Source organism: bacterium, assembly GCA_035505375.1.
GTDB lineage: Bacteria > Hydrothermota > Tepidihabitantia > Tepidihabitantales > Tepidihabitantaceae > UBA2258.
In genome coordinates this window covers 19,131-35,054 of the sequence record DATJQV010000059.1, presented here as the reverse complement: position 1 = coordinate 35,054, position 15,924 = coordinate 19,131, and the positions used below count along the sequence as shown (strand labels likewise).

The following is a 15,924-nucleotide window of genomic DNA, read 5'->3' as shown; positions in this document are numbered from 1 at the left end:
GGCTCCGTCAATCACGACCGCGAAGTCGCCGTAGTTGCCGCCGACGTACACCTTGTTGTTTGTCGGGTTGAACCCCAGCGCCTGGGGCATCGTGATGGCGCTGAATGAGTCCGGCACGTCGATCGTCGCTTCAAGCACCTGTCCGTAGAGGCCGCCTGCCAGCATCACTAGTAGCAGGAAATGTACGTTCCTGGTCATGGTTACTCCTTACTTCTGGATCACGACTTTGTGACAGTTCATGGCTGACAGCTTGCCGCCGGCGGCCCGGACAAAGTAGACGCCGGGCGAAAGCGAACTGACGTCGTTCGCGCCCGGGTTGAGGTCGAGCACCTTCTGACCGGAAAGAGAGAAGAGAGAAGAGTGAAGAGTGAAAGTCGGAGCCGGCAGAAAGAGGATGCCTCGGGCGATAGTGGCCGCATGCGTCGTTCGCACTTTGGCGTTCGGCGTTTCCATGACCGCGCCGGCCGCGCCGTAGTTCAGCGTCAGGTAGTCCATCCCTTCGTTGCTGACTCCCATCCGGGCGCCGACGTACACGCTACTGCTCGAGCCGACCGCCAGAACGTAGGCTTCAGTTTCTCCACTGTCCCCGGCGTAGCTTTCAGCCCAGCGCTGGTCACCGGCCGAATCGTACTTGACGGTAGCCACGCCCCAAAAGTAGCTGGCGCTGAGGCTCGTACCGGTCACATAGACGTTGGCGTCGGCATCCAGCCCGATGGCAGTTGCGCCGGCCTGGTGGCTAGCGCCCGGATAGCGGGCGACCCAGCGCTCGGCTCCATCCGGGGAGTACTTGATGGTCCCGTAGTCGTAATGGTTGTTCACGTCGTAGCTGCAACCGGTCACGTAGGCATTGCCGGCCGCATCCAGGACGAGCCCTAAGGGGACGTCTGCTTGGTTGCCCGGGCCGTTGTAGCGGCGGGTCCACAGCGTGTCGCCGTTCGAGGAGTACTTGATGGTGATGTAGTCGCTGCGGCCGGCCGTGTCATTGCTGACTCCGGACACGATGACATTGCCCGAGCCGTCGACCACGATGTACGAGCCCATGTCCGTCTTGCCGGCCGGACCGGTGTATATGTTCTTCCAGAGCGAATCGCCGGCAGGGTTGAGTTTCATCGTCAGCAGGTGACCGTAGTTGCCGCCGAGTACAGTGTAGCCAGTGGCATAGACATTGCCCGCGAAGTCAACCGCGACCGCGGCCGCGCCGTCGTTGTCGCCGCCGTCGTAGATGAATTGCCAGACCTTGTTGCCCGAGGCGTCGAACTTGACGACCGCGAAGTCCATGTAGTTCTGCGACCCCGCATTTCCGGTAACATAGCTGTTGCCCGCCGTGTCGACCACGATTTGTATGGGTCGGTCGTTGGCGCCGAGATTCCAGGTTGCCGTCCAGAGTGAGTCGCCGGCGGCCGAGTACTTAACTACGGCCCAATCGCCGTACCCTGAAGTCGAGCCACCGATATACCCGTCGACGATGACGTTACCTCGGCGGTCAATCGCCAGCGACGTAGCCCCGTCCAGCCCGTTGCCGGGATTGAAGTGGCGGAGCCAGGCGGTGTCGCCGTTTGGCTTGTACTTGATTGTGACAAACTCCGCGTCGGTCGAGCTCAGATCGCTGAAGCCCGAGACAACGACGTTGCCGGAGTCGTCCGTGCCGATGGCGTGGACCTCATCGTCCCGATTGCTCTGACCATTGTATGTTCTCTGCCAGAGCGGCGCGGCCCAGAGGGCCGACAGTACAGCAAGCAGGCAGACCACAGAGAAGACCAAGGCTGTTTTCATGCTTTCTCCTTATTTGGTAATGATGACCTTGGTGACACTCGACGCTTCACGCTCGACGCCAGACGCCGGACGCACGAAGTACACTCCGGGCGCGAGTCGCGATGCGTCGTTCGGGCCCGCGTGCAGGTTGAGCACCTTCTTCCCGGATATGTCGAGCAGTTCCGCCCTGTATGCTGAATGCTGTCTACTGTCTACTCCCAAGTTCAACACTCCACGGACGATGGTCGGCCCGACGTTCGGCGTTCGGACTTCGGCGCTCGGCGTTTCCGCGACCGCTCCCGCCACGCCGTACTTGAGCGTCATGTAGTCCATGCCACCGGAGTCGCTGTTTGTCCGGCCGCCGACAAATATGCTGCTGTCCGGGCCGACCGCCAACACGGAGGCCTCATCTTCTCCGAACCCCCCGTCGTAGCGCTCGGCCCAGCGCTGAGTGCCCGCCGAATCGTACTTGACCGTCACCACGTCCGATCCGCCGGTCGAGTCGTAGCTGTAGCCGCTGACGTAGACGTTGGCATTCACGTCCAGCCCGATGGCGTCGGCAAAGGCACGGTGACTGACGCCGGGGTAGTGGACGACCCAGCGTTCGGTTCCATCCGGAGCGTACTTGATGGTTGTGAAGTCGTAGTGGTGGGCGTCGGCCCAGGTGCTGCCGGTCACGTAGGCGTTGCCGGCCGCGTCCAGAGCGAGTGCCATTGCATTGTCGGACTGATTGCCCGGCCCGTGGTAGCGGCGGGACCAGACCGTGTCACCGCCGGGAGCGTACTTGACGGTGATGTACCCGGTATGACCGGCAGAATCCGATATGTCTCCGCTGACGATGGCACTGCCCGAATTGTCAACCGCGATGTTCATGCCCCGGTCACCCCGGTTGTTGGCATTGGGGTATATGTTCTTCCAGAGCGTGTCACCGGCCGGGCTGATTCTCATGGTCATGAGCAATCCATCGTTGCCGCTGACTACCGTGGAGCCGGTGGCATACACATTGCCCTCGAGGTCGACCGCAACCGCGTCCGCATAGTCGTTGTTGCCGCCGTCGTAGATGCATTGCCATACCAGGTTGCCGGCCGGGTCGAACTTCACAACCGCGAAGTCCAGGTAGTTCAGCGAACCCGCTCTGCCCGTCACATAGCTGTTGCCCGCCGAGTCAACCACTACGTCCGTGGCCAGGCAGTACACGCTGTATTCCCAGGTCGTGGCCCAGAGCGATTCTCCGGCGGGTGAGTACTTGATAGTGGTCCACGGGCCGTACGACGAGCTGGCGTCGCCCGTGTAGCCCGTGACGATGACGTTGCCCGAGCGGTCAACGGCGAGCGCGGTTGCGCCGTCGCGCCCGTTGCCCGGGTTGAAGTGCCGCACCCAGGCCGTGTCGCCGTTGGGCTTGTACTTGATGGTGACGAACTCCTGGTCGGTGGAGCTGATTTGGCTGAACCCGGAGACGACGACGTCACCCGAGTCGTCCGCGCCGATGGCGTGGACCTCGTCGAACGCACCGTACGGATTGCCGTAGGTCCTCACCCATAGCGGGTCGGCTGACACGACCGTCAGCAGACATCCAGCAGCCAACAAAGACAGCACATGCTTCATGTCTTTCTCCTATCTGGTCAGAACAACTTTGCGGACGGTCTGAGCTCCATCCTGCGCTACTCTAACGAAGTAGACCCCGGGTGCAAGCCAGCTCACGTCATTCGCGCCCGCGCGCAACGTTGCGACGCGACGCCCGGTCGCGTCCAGCAGCCAGGTTGCAGCTTGCGGCTTGGGGCTTGAGGTCGCCGGCAGGCAGAGCGCTCCGCGTACGACTGTGGCAATACGAGGCGGACGGTTAGTCGCAGGCGGCCGTGGCTCCTGAGCGGCACTGGTGGTCCCGTACAAGATGGTCAGCGCGCCACCGTAGCCGTCGAGTGTGCTGACTTTGCCGGTGACCGCCACCGTGGTAGCGCCGGGGCCGAGCGCCAGTGCACGGGCGTCGCTCCAGTTCGAAGGCCCGGGAAAGCGGCCGACCCAGAGCAGATGGCCCGAGGAATCGTACTTGAGTGTCACCGCATCGTAGCCGGTGCCATTGCCTAGACTCTGCCCGGCCACATAGACATTTCCCAGTGAGTCCACCGCAAGCGCCCGGCCCATGTCGTTGCCGTATCCGGTTCCGTTGTAGAGCGCAGTCCAGGCCGTGTCGCCATTGGGCCGGATCTTGTCGGTCGAGATATCGAAGAATTGGCCGTGGCTGACTCCGCAATAGCCGGTGACCACCGTGTTGCCGGTTCGGTCCGTCACCCCGGCGGAAATCTGAATCTGCTCACTATCCGGGCCGCCCGACGAGGTCCAGAGTGTATCGCCCAGGCTGTCGTACTTGAGGCCAAGGAACTTCTGGTAACCGCTCGAGTCATAGGTTGTGCCTGAGACAAAGACGTTGTCGGCGGCATCGACGCCGACCGCCCCGCCGTCCGCTCCCTTGTGCTTTGGGCCATCCCAGACTCGGGTCCAGGCCGTGTCTCCGTTCGGCTTGTACTTGACGGTCGCGACCCTTCGGTTCGCGCCAGTGCTGAAGCCGGTGACCAGAAGATTGTCGTGGTGGTCGAGCACGGCTGCCGACGGCACCTGAGTTGTGCCCGACGGGAAGCTGTACGCGCGCGTCCATAGCGTCTCGCCGGTCGGGGTGTACTTGATGACGCCGTAGCGGTAGCCAAGACTGGCACCCAGCTCGCCGACGACATAGATGTCATTCGAGTCGTTGACCATCACGGCAGTCGCCATGTCCTGCGAGCCATAGTCGTAGGTGTGCGCCCAGAGCGATTCACCGGACGGACTGAACTTGATGGTTGCCCAGTCGCCACCTTAGGACGTGCCGCCGCACCAGCCGCTCAGAATCACGTTGTGCGCATGGTCCAGCGCAACAGCGTTGGCTTCGTCTCGAAGGGCCGTCGGGTTCCACCTCCGGGCCCATGCCGTGTCGCCGCTAGGGCGGTACTTGATGGCGAGGAGAGCCTCGTCGTTGCTGATTCCGTGGCTGAACCCGGCAACGTAGACGTTGCCCGAGTCGTCGACCGCGACGGCCTTGGCCTCGTCGCCGTGCTGGGTCGTGTCGTCATAGATGCGCGCCCAGACCGTATCCGGCTGGGCCCGACCCAGGGAGAAGAGAGAAGCCACAATGACTATCAGACTGCTGTGCTTCACGTGTGCCTCCTAGTGTTGAATGACCACCTTTCGGACGGGCGACGCCGTACGTTCCCCGCCTGACGCCTGACGCACGAAGTAGACCCCGGGCGCAAGCCCGCTCACATCATTCACCCCGGCATGTAGCGCCGCGACGCGACGTCCGTTCACGTCCAGTAGTTGGCCGCAGCGGCCCCCGTCAGACGGTACGGCCCTGTATGCTGAATACTGTTTACTGTCTACTCCGAGGCGGAGCACGCCGCGCACGATGGTCGCCGCCCGCTTGCAGCTTGAGGCTTGCGGCTTGCGGCTCTCCTCGACGCCCGCAGCGTTGTAGTCGATGATCTCGAGCCCATAGTTGTAGTCCGCGATGTAGGCTCGGGTCCCCGCGGCATAGATGCCGCAGGCATAGCCCGGCGTGTCATAGTATCCCACCTCAACCGGATGCGACGAGTCAGAAGTCGAGATCACGCGCAGGCCGGAACCATAATCGGCTACGAAGGCGTGGTGGCCATTTGCCGACACAGCATAGGCATTCCCTGGAGTGCTGCAGCTTCCGAGTTCAAGCGGATCCGACGAGTCAGCCGCCGAGATGACCCGCAAGCCGCCGAGGTCATCGGCGACATAGACGTAATCGTCCGTGCATACGCCATAGGCAAGATTCGCGGTTCGGCAATGTCCGACTTCAACCGGATTGGCCGGGTTTTGAATCGAGATGACGCGCAGGCCGGAGTCCTCATCCGCCATGTAGGCGAAGCCCGCCTTCACGGCCACCCCGCAGGTCCAGTCCGGCGTGCCGCAGAACCCGACTTCAACCGGATTCGTGGAATCCGCAGCCGAGATGACGCGGAGACCACCATCCATGTCCGCAACATAGGCATATCCGTAGGGACCGATGGCTACGGCCAGGGCCGTGCCGGGTGTGTGACAGCGACCGAGGATGGCCGGATGCGCCGGGTCGGCGATCGAGATGACCAGCAGACCGCACGTGTCATCCGCAACAAAGGCCAGGTTCGTTCGGGTCGGATAGACGGCCACGGCGTGGGCCTCGCCCGGGGTATTGCAGTGCCCGATTTCAACTGCACTATCGTAGCTAACCACTCGCAAACCGGAATCTCCGTCCGCGACCAGAATGATGCCCCTGGTGTAGACCAGCTCCACACCCTCGGCGTTGCCGGGAGTGCTGCAGTGTCCTACCAGCCGGCAGTTGAGCGAGTCAGCGTGCGCGGCCGAAGCGGCCAGCACACCTGTAATCATGATGAAAACCAGCTTCTTCACAGATACCTCCTAGCGTTGAATAACAACCTTGCGAACGCTCGACGCATCGCCCATTACGTCTGACGCCGAACGCACGAAGTACACGCCGGGTGCGAGGCGAGAGACGTCGTTCGGGCCGGGGCACAGGTCAATGACCTTACGGCCGGAGACGTCGAGCAGGACGGTTTTGGGGACAGCCCCCATGCGGGGACAGTCCCCGTTCAGGAACAGCACGCCGTGGATGATCGTGGCTACGGGCTTGTGGCTTGCAGCTTGCGGTTTGAGGCTTTCCTCGATTCCGAGATTGCCGGTTGGGTTTCGCTTGTAGTAGATGGCGCCGTGGCCGTCGCGCGTGTCCTTCCAGATGACATGAAGAACAGAGCCCGAGAGATCAATGAACGGCATTGCGGGCGAGGATGAGCCGCTGACCAGGGTAGCTGCCGAATCCCAGCTTGCGCCGCCGTCGCTGGAATGAAGACAGAAGATCCCGGCACCGCCGCTGAGGCCGAACCAGACGATGTGGACGTTCCCGCCGTCCGCAACGATTGAAGGATAGACGGAGGTCGCCGAGTCAAACGTCAGCCGTTGGTCCGGGCCCCAGGTCAGTCCGTAGTCGGTCGAGCGCTTATGGTAGATCTCGAAGTTACCGTCGCGGTTGTCCTCCCACGCTACGTCAACGTTCGAGCCGGACGGATAGACCGTCGGGCTGTAGGACATCGCGGTATCAAACGTCAGCCGGGTTTCCGGCCCCCACGTCACGCCCTGGTCTGAAGAGCGGCGATAGTAGACTTCGCTATGGCCGCCACCGCCGTGGCGGAAGTCGTTCCAGACGATGTGCACGTTGGAGTCGGATGCCGCGATGCAGGGGTCCTCGGACCGCTGCGGTGCGTTGGAGATGCGCTGGATCGTGTCCCAGTTTTCGCCATTGTCGGTCGAGCGCCGAAAGTAGACTTCGCTGTTCACAGTGTCCAGGTTCAGCGCAACGTAGACCATCGGGCCGACCGCGGCGACGGACGGCCACCAGTTGAACAGGGCTGAGTCCGAGATGAACACGTCCTGTCCCCAGTTCCGGCCGCCGTCGGTCGAGCGCTTGTAGCACGAGCCGTAGCGACCGGTCCGCTGGTCGCGGAACGCGAGGTGCACGTTTGTGCCTGACACTGCCAGAGACGGGAAGTCAGAGTAGCCGGGACTGCAGGAGAGTCTCGTATCAGGGCCCCAAGTCGCGCCTTGGTCGCTCGAACGTTTGTAGTAGATAGCGCTGCCGTTGTTCTTCGTGTCGTACCAGACCACGTGCACCGTGTCCGCGCAGGTGACGATGCACCGCCCCATGTTCTCATTCAGGGCCGCCGAGCTGTCTGTGGTCGACAGCTTCCGGTCCGGCTCCCACTGGGCAAGCACCGCCGACAGCAAACAGCCGACCGCAAGCAACAGACAAGACGGCCGCACACGATGAGTAAGACGATGCATTTAGGGCGCTCCCTTTTGCAGATTGTAGCAACCGCCCGGCAGGCGTCAAGCAGTCGAGGGGCGGCGAATCTCACCACCAAGACGAAGAGGCGCGTGACAGGCCCGGAAGGAAATCCTTTCAGCGACCCGGGGCTGGTTCAAGTGCGTCTAACAACATAGTGACAGCAAAGCCAACCGTGTACACGATAGGCCATTCCAACCGGCCAATCGAGGACTTCCTGTCGTTGCTGGAAGCTCACGGAATCGATAAGGTAGTGGACGTGCGGACGATTCCGAAGTCCCGCCACAATCCCCAGTTCAATCAACAAGAGATCAGGAAGTCGCTGGCTCGTGCGGGAATCGGGTACCGGCACCTCAAGGCTCTCGGCGGCCTCCGTCACGCGCTCCACGATTCGGTGAACATGGGCTGGCGCAACCTCTCCTTTCGCGGCTTCGCGGACTACATGCAGACCGACGAGTTCGTACTCGGTCTTGAACTCCTGGAAACCATCGCCCGGAAAGAGCCGACCGCGATCATGTGCGCCGAGGGAAACCCCTGGCGCTGTCATCGTTCGCTCATCGGCGACGCGCTGACCAAGCGCAAGTGGCAGGTCCTGGAGATCTCAAGCCGGAAGACCGCCAGGCCGCACAAGCTCACGCCGTTTCTGAGAGTGCGCAAAGGCAGGCTGGTCTATCCGGCGATACCGGGCTACTGACCGCGCGACCCCGAATCGAGCCGCGACCGGTTTCGTCTAATATAGAGAAATGAACATAGACAGGTTCACTGAGAAAGCGCAAGAGGCGGTGGCCTCAGCCCAGGCGATTGCCACACGGTTCCAGCACAACGAAATCGACGCGGAACACATCCTCCTCGCACTCCTTGAGCAGGACGAGGGTCTGGTTCCCCAGTTAATCAAGAAGGTCGGCGCTGACCCGCAGGTCATCCACCAGCAAGTCCAGGCCGCCCTGTCCGACCGGCCGCGCGTCACCGGCGGCGACAGCCAGCTTTACACGTCCGCCCGCGCCCGGCAGGTGCTGGCCGAAGCCGAGAACCAGGCCAAGCGCTTCAAGGACGAGTTCGTTTCCACCGAGCACCTGTTCCTTGCGATTCTCGGGCTGAAGGACGGCGACTGCGCGCGGATATTCAAGGCTTTCAGCGTCGACCCGGCCAAGGTGCTCGCGGCTCTGAAAGAGATTCGCGGGTCCCAGCGCGTCACGGACCAAGCTGCAGAGGAACGATACCAGCCGCTGGAGAAGTTCGGTCGCGACGTCACCCAGCTTGCCCGTGACGGGAAGCTCGACCCGGTCATCGGCCGCGACGACGAGATCCGGCGTGTGATGACGGTGCTATCCCGCCGTACCAAGAACAACCCGGTGATGATCGGCGAGGCGGGCGTGGGCAAGACCGCGATCGTCGAGGGCCTGGCCCAGCGCATCATTCGCGGCGACGTGCCCGAGTCGCTCAAAGACCGGAAGCTCGTGGCGCTCGACATGGGCGCGCTCATTGCCGGCACCAAGTACCGCGGCGAGTTCGAGAATCGCCTCAAGGCCGTGCTTAAGGAAGTCGCCTCGTCCGAGGGTCGAATCATCCTGTTCATAGATGAACTCCACACCGTGGTCGGCGCAGGCAAGGCCGAGGGCGCGGTGGATGCAGGCAACATCCTGAAGCCGATGCTCGCGCGCGGAGAACTGCGCTGCATCGGCGCGACCACGCTCGACGAGTACCGCCAGTACATCGAAAAGGACAAGGCGCTCGAACGGAGGTTCCAGCCGGTCTTCGTGGACCAGCCCACGGTCGAGGAGACCATCTCGATTCTGCGCGGGTTGAAGGAACGCTACGAGGTCCACCACGGCGTGCAGATAACCGATGCGGCGCTGGTGGCGGCGGCGACGATGTCGAACCGCTACATCGCCGACCGGTTCCAGCCGGACAAGGCGATTGACCTCGTGGACGAGGCCGCGGCCAAGCTGAAGATGGAAATCACCTCCAAGCCGGTCGAGCTCGACGACGTTGACCGGAAGCTGATGCAGCTCGAGATGGAGAAGCTCTCGCTCAAGCGCGACCGCGACGAAGCCTCTCAGAAGCGGCTCAAGGAAATCGAGAAGGAGATTGCCGACCTCAAGGAAGACCAGAAGCGGCTGACCGCGCAGTGGGAAACCGAGCGGAAGGAAGTCGAGTCGCGGCAGAAGCTACAGGAAGAGATCGAGAAGGTCGCGGCCGAAGTGGACGCGGCCAAGCGGAAATACGACCTGAACAAGGCAGCGGAGCTCGAATACGGCAAGCTGGCCGAGCTTAAGAAGAAGCTGGCCAAACTCGCGGCCAAGGAGAAGGGCAACCGGCTGCTACGCGAGCAGGTGACCGAAGAGGACATCGCCGAGGTCGTGGCCAAGTGGACCGGGATTCCTCTCAAGAACCTGATGGAGTCGGAGCGGGACAAGCTGCTCCGGCTTGAAGACGAGATTCACAAGCGGGTGGTGGGCCAGGACGAGGCGGTGAGCGCGGTCGCGAACGCCATCCGTCGGGCCCGGGCCGGCATCGGCGACCGGAAGCGGCCCATCGGCAGCTTCATCTTCCTGGGGCCCACCGGTGTGGGGAAGACCGAGCTCGCGCGGACACTGGCCCAGGTGCTGTTTGATACCGAAGAGGCAATCGTACGCATCGACATGTCGGAGTACGGAGAACGGCACACCGTGTCGCGGCTCATCGGCGCACCGCCCGGATACGTCGGGTTCGAAGAAGGCGGGCAGTTGACCGAGGCGGTGCGGAGGCGGCCATACCGAGTCGTGCTGCTCGACGAAATCGAGAAGGCGCACGCGGACGTGTTCAACGTGCTTCTGCAGATTCTCGACGACGGCCGGCTGACCGACGGCCATGGCCGCACCGTGGACTTCAAGAACACGATTATCATCATGACCTCGAACCTCGGCACCGAACTGGCGCGCCAGGGCCGGTTCGACCGCGACGAGCTGATGCAGCTACTTCGGCGCAGCTTCCGGCCCGAGTTCCTCAACCGCATCGACGACATCGTTGTCTTCAACCCGCTCTCTAAGGACGACATCCGCAAGATCGTGGACATCCAGCTATCCCGCGTCAAAGATATGTTGACAGAGCAGGGGGTGGCTCTTATACTTAGTTCAGGTGTTGAGGACGCTTTGGCTGAGCAGGGCTACGACCCGGACTTCGGGGCGCGGCCGCTCAAGCGCGTCATACAGCGTCTTGTCGAGAATCCGATTGCAGAACTGATTCTCAGAAGCCGACCTGCGAAGGTCGTGGTTTCTGTCAAAGACGGCAGGATTGTTCTTTCACAATCTGGAGACTAAGATTTGTGGGGAGCGGGTATCCCTCCTTCCCAACCCACCAAAATAACCCCCTTGTTTCCCCGCTCCCCACGCCAATTAAGACCGCTGGCAGCCTGATGACTTAAGCTCAGGCGCATGGAAGTCCCGAGGACAGGGTCCTTGAGGACGACCGGGAAAGACAGCAATGACTTTCTCAGCGGTGATTCTTGAAAGCGAATGCCCGCCGGCCTTCCGGCGGGCATCGTCTTTCTGGGGCCGATTCCTCTCATCAAGAGACGAAAACACAAAGGCTTAGGACGGCCTGGCCATCGGATGACCGAAGCCAGGATGCAGGCAACCAACCTGCAGAGCAACGAGGAGAGCAACTCGGGACGCAATTCTCCGAGCAAACCGGAGAGCAACGGCCGGAGCTTACTCGGGAGCAACCCGGACAGGAACCCGTGGACTTACCCGGGCCGCAACGCTCCGACCAACCCGGAGAGGAACCGGTGGAGCAACCCGTAGACTAACCCTAAGAGCTAGTCGGAGAGCAACCGGTGGACTAACCCCTCGAATTCCGGTGGAGGTTCATCCGAGAATTGCGGTGGAGATAACCCCCCTGTCTGCTGTCTACTGAATCCTGTCTACTATCTGCAGGGTAATCACCCGGGCGGGGGAGTCGATTCGTCAGCTACAAGCATAAAGCCCAATGCCGGAAGCAGATAGCCCAGAAATCCGCCCTCGCGTCTTGTAGCTGTATTTGTATACAAGCTTGCCCAATCACCAATCGACAATCTGCAACCTAAGATGGCCAAAGTGGCCGCTCCCGCGTCATCCTACAGGTCCGTAGTATTGCCTGTCCGCGGCGTGGGTTACCGCATTTGGACGCGCTCATCGGATTGAACGGCACCATCTGTGCTGGGCGCTGCGCCAGCCAGGTGAAAGCCGAATTCCTGACGGTCTGATAGTTGGCGTCCAGGGCGGGACGAAGAAGTGGTACTGCCGCTATGCGGAGAACCATCTCGGACACATTCCGTGCCTCTTCCGGTCCCAGGTCGGGCTTGAGAAGTTCACGCTCGCGATGCGAAACCACTTCTTGATGATCTGATACCGGCCGATGTAGAAGTCCCAGACACGGGCTGAGACGTTCCGCCGGGATGCACGCTCGTTCAGGTACACGTCACACGCACTTTCGCCCAGCCGCGCCCGCGCCTTTGCACCCTCGCGAATCGCGGCGAGTTCTTCGTCAGAGTGTTTGCGCTCGATGTGTTTGCCATCGCCTGCGTGGCTCCAACCTGCGCTCACGGCCAAGTCACTCTTCTCCGGGTTCAAGTTACCGCCGCCGATTCGCGCGGCAGTTCCCATCGTTTTTAACTCCGTCCTGATACTGCCGCTGGCAACGCCCCGCACGTCGCTCTCCGTGTTGAGCAATACGGCAACCGACTTCCCCAACTCGGCAGACCGCAGCAGTAGTTCCTTGGCGTCCGGCAGTGGAATTCTCGGTCAGCCCTGCCGCAGCACGCCGCGATTCTCGCTGCCTAATGCAGGCGCACGCATGATGGCCGCGCAGTGGTAGAACAATGCCTCCACGTCGGCACCGATGTCCGCCAAGGACTTCTCGGCAGCCGCGCTCGTGTTCTAGTGATGCAGCGTACTTGGTCGGGCTTCTTTGACAGCGTCGGCCGCGGCGGGGATAATGTATTGTCCGGTCCAAAGCGTCCGACATGTCCTGGAGGTAATGTAGTGCAGAGAATTCTGCTTTTTTCCGTTTTGGTTTTAGCGCTCGTCGCACCGGCCGCGGCGACCGAGTATCTGGTGAACGGCGATTTCGAGCAGGCGATTACTACCGGCTGGGTTGATACGGCCAACAACGTTGTCGGGTCAGACTCGTTCGCGCGCTCGGATACGTTCGGGCAGCCGACTCCGGGCTATGCCGCCAAGGTCTACAAGACACTTGCCTACTTCGCGTCGCTGCGTCAGACCGTTGACGTGCCCGACGTCTATCTTGCGCTGAGTTTCGACGGCAGGTTCAAGATCGGCGGCGGGTCATCGACCTGTTGGCCGGTTGCCTCGGTATGGGTCAGGTATATGAATTCGTCCGACAGCGAACTGGGCAACACCCGTTTCTATCTGCACAATCAGTATTGCTCGTGGGCCAAGAGCGATACCGTAAGCCTGATTCCGATTGCCGATACGGGCGGCGGGTGGCATACGTACACGCTGAAGCTGTGGCAGGAGCTCGGGTGGAATCTGCCGGGCATCAATCGCGAAAGCGTGGCGAAGGTTACTATCGACCTGTACGCGTACGACAACGGGACCTGAAGCGGCGGCTGGGCGGAAGTTTCCGCCGATAACGTCTCGCTCGCGACCGCCGGTATCGAGGAAGACCACAGCCTGCTGACCGTTTCCTCGCCGCTCTCCGCGAACCCCAACCCCTTCACCGCGGCCACGAGCATCCGCTGCTCCTCGTCCCTTGCCGCCAACTCCGCCTTACGCCTGTATGATGCTGCCGGCAGCCTGGTTCGCACGCTGACTGCTCCCGCGTCCGGTTGCGCCGTCCTCAATGGTGCCGGGCTCAAACCGGGCGTCTACCTGCTCAGGGATGGCAGCCAGAGCGCGCGTCTGGTTAAGCTCGCGCGCTAGCAGGCCCTTTCAGGCTTGAAGTGCGGGCTCCTCTCGGAGCCCGCGCTGTTTTCCGCCCCGTTCGCAGCAGGAGTCAACCACAAAGACACCAAGGCACAAAGAGACAGGGTCGGGGATAACGATGGACGAAGAACGAAGGACGAAAGAACAAGTGGACGTATGGTTTGCGCCGCCGCTGCCCGTGGCTATCATCTCGACAATGCTCCAACCATTGCCGGTTAGACGTTCGGCACCGTTACTGGCGTGCGCCGCTTTGTTCGCGGCCGTGGTTTCTGCCCAGCCTATGAACGGAGTCTACCCGGTCGGGTCAGGCGGGCCGGGAGTGGACAGTTTCGCCTCGGTACAGGCCGCGGCCAACGCGCTGAACGCACGCGGGCTGGGCGGCGACGTCCAGTTCCCGATTGCGCAGGCAATCTACACCGGCACAGTCGCGCTGCACAGCGTGGCCAACAGCCGCACCCACAAGATTCGGTTCCTGCCCAAGTCCGCGGGCGCGACGATTGACGCGGGTGGCTCCAGGTTTGCCTTCTCGGTCGAGAGCACGCACAACGTCACGGTGCAGAATCTGCGTTTCCAGGGCGTGCGAGATACCGGTAGCGCGTGCATCCGGTTCGCCGACTCCGATTCCGGTTCGGTCTGGGCCTGCCGGATGGTATCGGACTCGGCGCAGACCGGGCTTTTGGTGGAGCGGGCGGTTAACTTCCACCTCGACACTTCGCGCGTGGAGGGAACGATGCGCTCTTCGGGAAGCCGCGGCCTCGACTTCCGGGACTGCTGGTCCGCCTCGGTCCGCAAGTGCTCGATACTCGGCACGCTCAACACCGGCGTCTCGATTACCGGCGGCGGTGACAACATGACGATGATGACCGGCATCAAAGCCGCAAGCGATACCGGGTTCCGCGTCGTGAACTCACCACGCATTTCGGTGGCCGGATGCTCAGTTCATGATTCGACCGACAACGGACTGTACGCGGTCAACTGCGCGTCGGCGCATTTCGACAGTTGCCTGACGTACGGTACGCACAAACAGGCGGCCTACTTCGAGTCCTGCGACTCCATCAGCTCGAACGCGATGATGGATGCCGGGACCTCGCGGAAGGCGGTCACGCTTCTTCGCTGCAACGACTGCCACTTCATGCGCTTGACCCTCCAGAGCGGGCCGATCCGCGGCCTTGAACTAGACCACTCGCCGGGCTGCGTCATCGACAGCCTGCAGGTGGTGAGTGTGAACAGCGACACGGCGGTCGGCGTGCTGCTCGACTCGTCGCCGGGCTGCTCGTTCCGCTGGGCCGAGCTCTACGGCGGCTACGGTACAGGCTTCAGCGTCAGCCGTTCCTCCGGCACGCGGTTCGCCCATGCCAAGCTGCACGGCGCCGCCGCAGTCGCAGCAATGGCCCTCAGCCAGAGCAGCGGCGTGAGCGTACAGCCCTGTTCGCTGGTCTGCGCCGCCCCGGTTTCGGTCGTGCTGGGCGATAGCTGCAACGACGACACGCTCGCGCGGATGACGATACTGGGCACGACGCAGGTCGGCATCTCGGCTCTGAACTGCCGCGGCCCGGTCGTGGCCAATAGCTGCATCAAGGGTTGGAACGACCTCGGCGTCACCTTCCGCAACGTTCAATCGCCACGGCTCTACTACAACACGATTGTCGGAAAGGACAGCGCTGGAAATGTGGCAGTTGACCTCGCCAACGTAACCGGGGCCGAGGCCAGAGACAACATCGTCTGGAACCGGGGTCGGTATGGTTCCACCTGTTACGATATTTCCGAAGCGTTTCCATTCGCTCCCGGCGCAAGTGACAACAACGACCTGTGTACTTCGGACAGCGGCAGCGTGGCCCGCGTGAACGAGACTGCGTACGCGACGCTGGCCGCTTGGCGCGCGTACCCGGCGACGCCGGATGCGCACAGCCTGTCGCGCGACCCGCTATTCGTGACCGGGGACAACTACCATCTCTCCTCCTCGTCGCCCTGCCGTGATTCGGGGATTCCGATTGCCGGGTTCCCCTACGACATCGAGCTTGACCGGCGCGACTCGCTCTCGCCGGACATCGGCGCGGACGAGTACACGCCCGGCGCGGTCAGCGAGGCGCAGCCGCTACGCCAGCCTCTACGTTTCGAGCTGCGTGGCAGCCCGACGAACCGGGGATACGTTACTCTTGTTGCCGGCCCGCAAGCCGGTGACCGCCTGGACATCGCGGTCGTTGATGTTGCCGGCCGCACCGTGCTAAAGCGCCAAGTCATCGCCACCGGCTCGCAGCAAAGGGTCGAACTCGGGAACCTGCGGTCCGGCGTCTATCTGGTCAGAGTCAGCGAAGGGAACCTATCTTCCGCGCTCAAACTAGTGGTCGAGCGATAGCGGCCGGACCGGCTTCGCGG

General features: G+C 62.3%; 13 protein-coding genes. 5 read left to right on the top strand and 8 right to left on the bottom strand.

Annotated elements, in window-relative coordinates; translation table 11 throughout:
• From VMH22_09495 to VMH22_09465, 7 genes are all read right to left on the bottom strand, one after another.
• Window positions 1-198: hypothetical protein (locus VMH22_09495; GenBank protein HTW91929.1), on the bottom strand; the 198-nt coding region annotated here is incomplete at its 3' end.
• A gap of 9 nt (window positions 199-207) precedes the next feature.
• The gene (locus VMH22_09490; GenBank protein HTW91928.1) at window positions 208-1,773 is read right to left on the bottom strand and encodes a hypothetical protein; all 1,566 of its coding nucleotides are present in this window, start codon (window positions 1,771-1,773) and stop codon (window positions 208-210) included.
• A gap of 9 nt (window positions 1,774-1,782) precedes the next feature.
• Window positions 1,783-3,357, bottom strand: a complete 1,575-nt coding sequence (locus VMH22_09485) for a hypothetical protein (GenBank protein HTW91927.1) — start codon at window positions 3,355-3,357, stop codon at window positions 1,783-1,785.
• Window positions 3,358-3,366: 9 nt separating this feature from the next.
• The gene (locus tag VMH22_09480) at window positions 3,367-4,521 is read right to left on the bottom strand and encodes an SBBP repeat-containing protein (GenBank protein HTW91926.1); all 1,155 of its coding nucleotides are present in this window, start codon (window positions 4,519-4,521) and stop codon (window positions 3,367-3,369) included.
• An 81-nt stretch (window positions 4,522-4,602) separates the two neighbouring features.
• Window positions 4,603-4,941 (bottom strand): hypothetical protein, encoded by a 339-nt coding sequence (locus VMH22_09475; protein HTW91925.1) that lies wholly within the window; start codon window positions 4,939-4,941, stop codon window positions 4,603-4,605.
• A gap of 9 nt (window positions 4,942-4,950) precedes the next feature.
• A complete protein-coding gene (locus tag VMH22_09470; protein ID HTW91924.1) occupies window positions 4,951-6,198 on the bottom strand; it encodes a hypothetical protein in 1,248 nt (415 codons plus the stop codon).
• Between the two features lie 9 nt (window positions 6,199-6,207).
• Window positions 6,208-7,575: an exo-alpha-sialidase gene (locus VMH22_09465; protein HTW91923.1), complete on the bottom strand. Its 1,368-nt coding sequence runs from the start codon at window positions 7,573-7,575 to the stop codon at window positions 6,208-6,210.
• 227 nt (window positions 7,576-7,802) lie between these two features.
• Between VMH22_09465 and VMH22_09460 the strand changes: the two genes are divergently transcribed.
• The 3 genes from VMH22_09460 to VMH22_09450 all read left to right on the top strand — a co-directional run bounded on the left by VMH22_09460 (window position 7,803) and on the right by VMH22_09450 (window position 11,427).
• Window positions 7,803-8,339 carry a DUF488 domain-containing protein gene (locus tag VMH22_09460; protein ID HTW91922.1) on the top strand — a complete coding sequence of 179 codons (537 nt, stop codon included), beginning with the start codon at window positions 7,803-7,805 and terminating at the stop codon, window positions 8,337-8,339.
• 49 nt (window positions 8,340-8,388) lie between these two features.
• Window positions 8,389-10,944, top strand: a complete 2,556-nt coding sequence (gene clpB, locus VMH22_09455) for an ATP-dependent chaperone ClpB (GenBank protein HTW91921.1) — start codon at window positions 8,389-8,391, stop codon at window positions 10,942-10,944.
• A 291-nt stretch (window positions 10,945-11,235) separates the two neighbouring features.
• Window positions 11,236-11,427: a hypothetical protein gene (locus VMH22_09450; protein HTW91920.1), complete on the top strand. Its 192-nt coding sequence runs from the start codon at window positions 11,236-11,238 to the stop codon at window positions 11,425-11,427.
• A 480-nt stretch (window positions 11,428-11,907) separates the two neighbouring features.
• Here the strand turns inward: VMH22_09450 and VMH22_09445 are convergent, their stop codons facing one another.
• On the bottom strand, window positions 11,908-12,267 hold the full coding sequence (locus VMH22_09445; GenBank protein HTW91919.1) for a hypothetical protein: 360 nt from the start codon (window positions 12,265-12,267) through the stop codon (window positions 11,908-11,910).
• A 378-nt stretch (window positions 12,268-12,645) separates the two neighbouring features.
• On the opposite strand from VMH22_09445, the gene VMH22_09440 reads away from it, so the two are divergent.
• Entirely contained in the window at window positions 12,646-13,224 is a 579-nt protein-coding gene (locus VMH22_09440) for a hypothetical protein (GenBank protein ID HTW91918.1), read from the top strand.
• 574 nt (window positions 13,225-13,798) lie between these two features.
• Entirely contained in the window at window positions 13,799-15,904 is a 2,106-nt protein-coding gene (locus VMH22_09435; GenBank protein ID HTW91917.1) for a right-handed parallel beta-helix repeat-containing protein, read from the top strand.
• Window positions 15,905-15,924: the final 20 nt, after the last annotated feature.

Excerpts from the sequence above, each read along its gene's own strand:
- VMH22_09490 (HTW91928.1), bottom strand. The coding sequence starts at position 1,773 with ATGAAAACAGCCTTGGTCTTCTCTGTGGTCTGCCTGCTTGCTGTACTG.
- VMH22_09480 (HTW91926.1), bottom strand. The coding sequence starts at position 4,521 with ATGGCGACTGCCGTGATGGTCAACGACTCGAATGACATCTATGTCGTC.
- VMH22_09445 (HTW91919.1), bottom strand. The coding sequence starts at position 12,267 with ATGGGAACTGCCGCGCGAATCGGCGGCGGTAACTTGAACCCGGAGAAG.
- VMH22_09485 (HTW91927.1), bottom strand. The coding sequence starts at position 3,357 with ATGAAGCATGTGCTGTCTTTGTTGGCTGCTGGATGTCTGCTGACGGTC.
- VMH22_09450 (HTW91920.1), top strand. The coding sequence starts at position 11,236 with ATGACCGAAGCCAGGATGCAGGCAACCAACCTGCAGAGCAACGAGGAG.
- clpB (HTW91921.1), top strand. The coding sequence starts at position 8,389 with ATGAACATAGACAGGTTCACTGAGAAAGCGCAAGAGGCGGTGGCCTCA.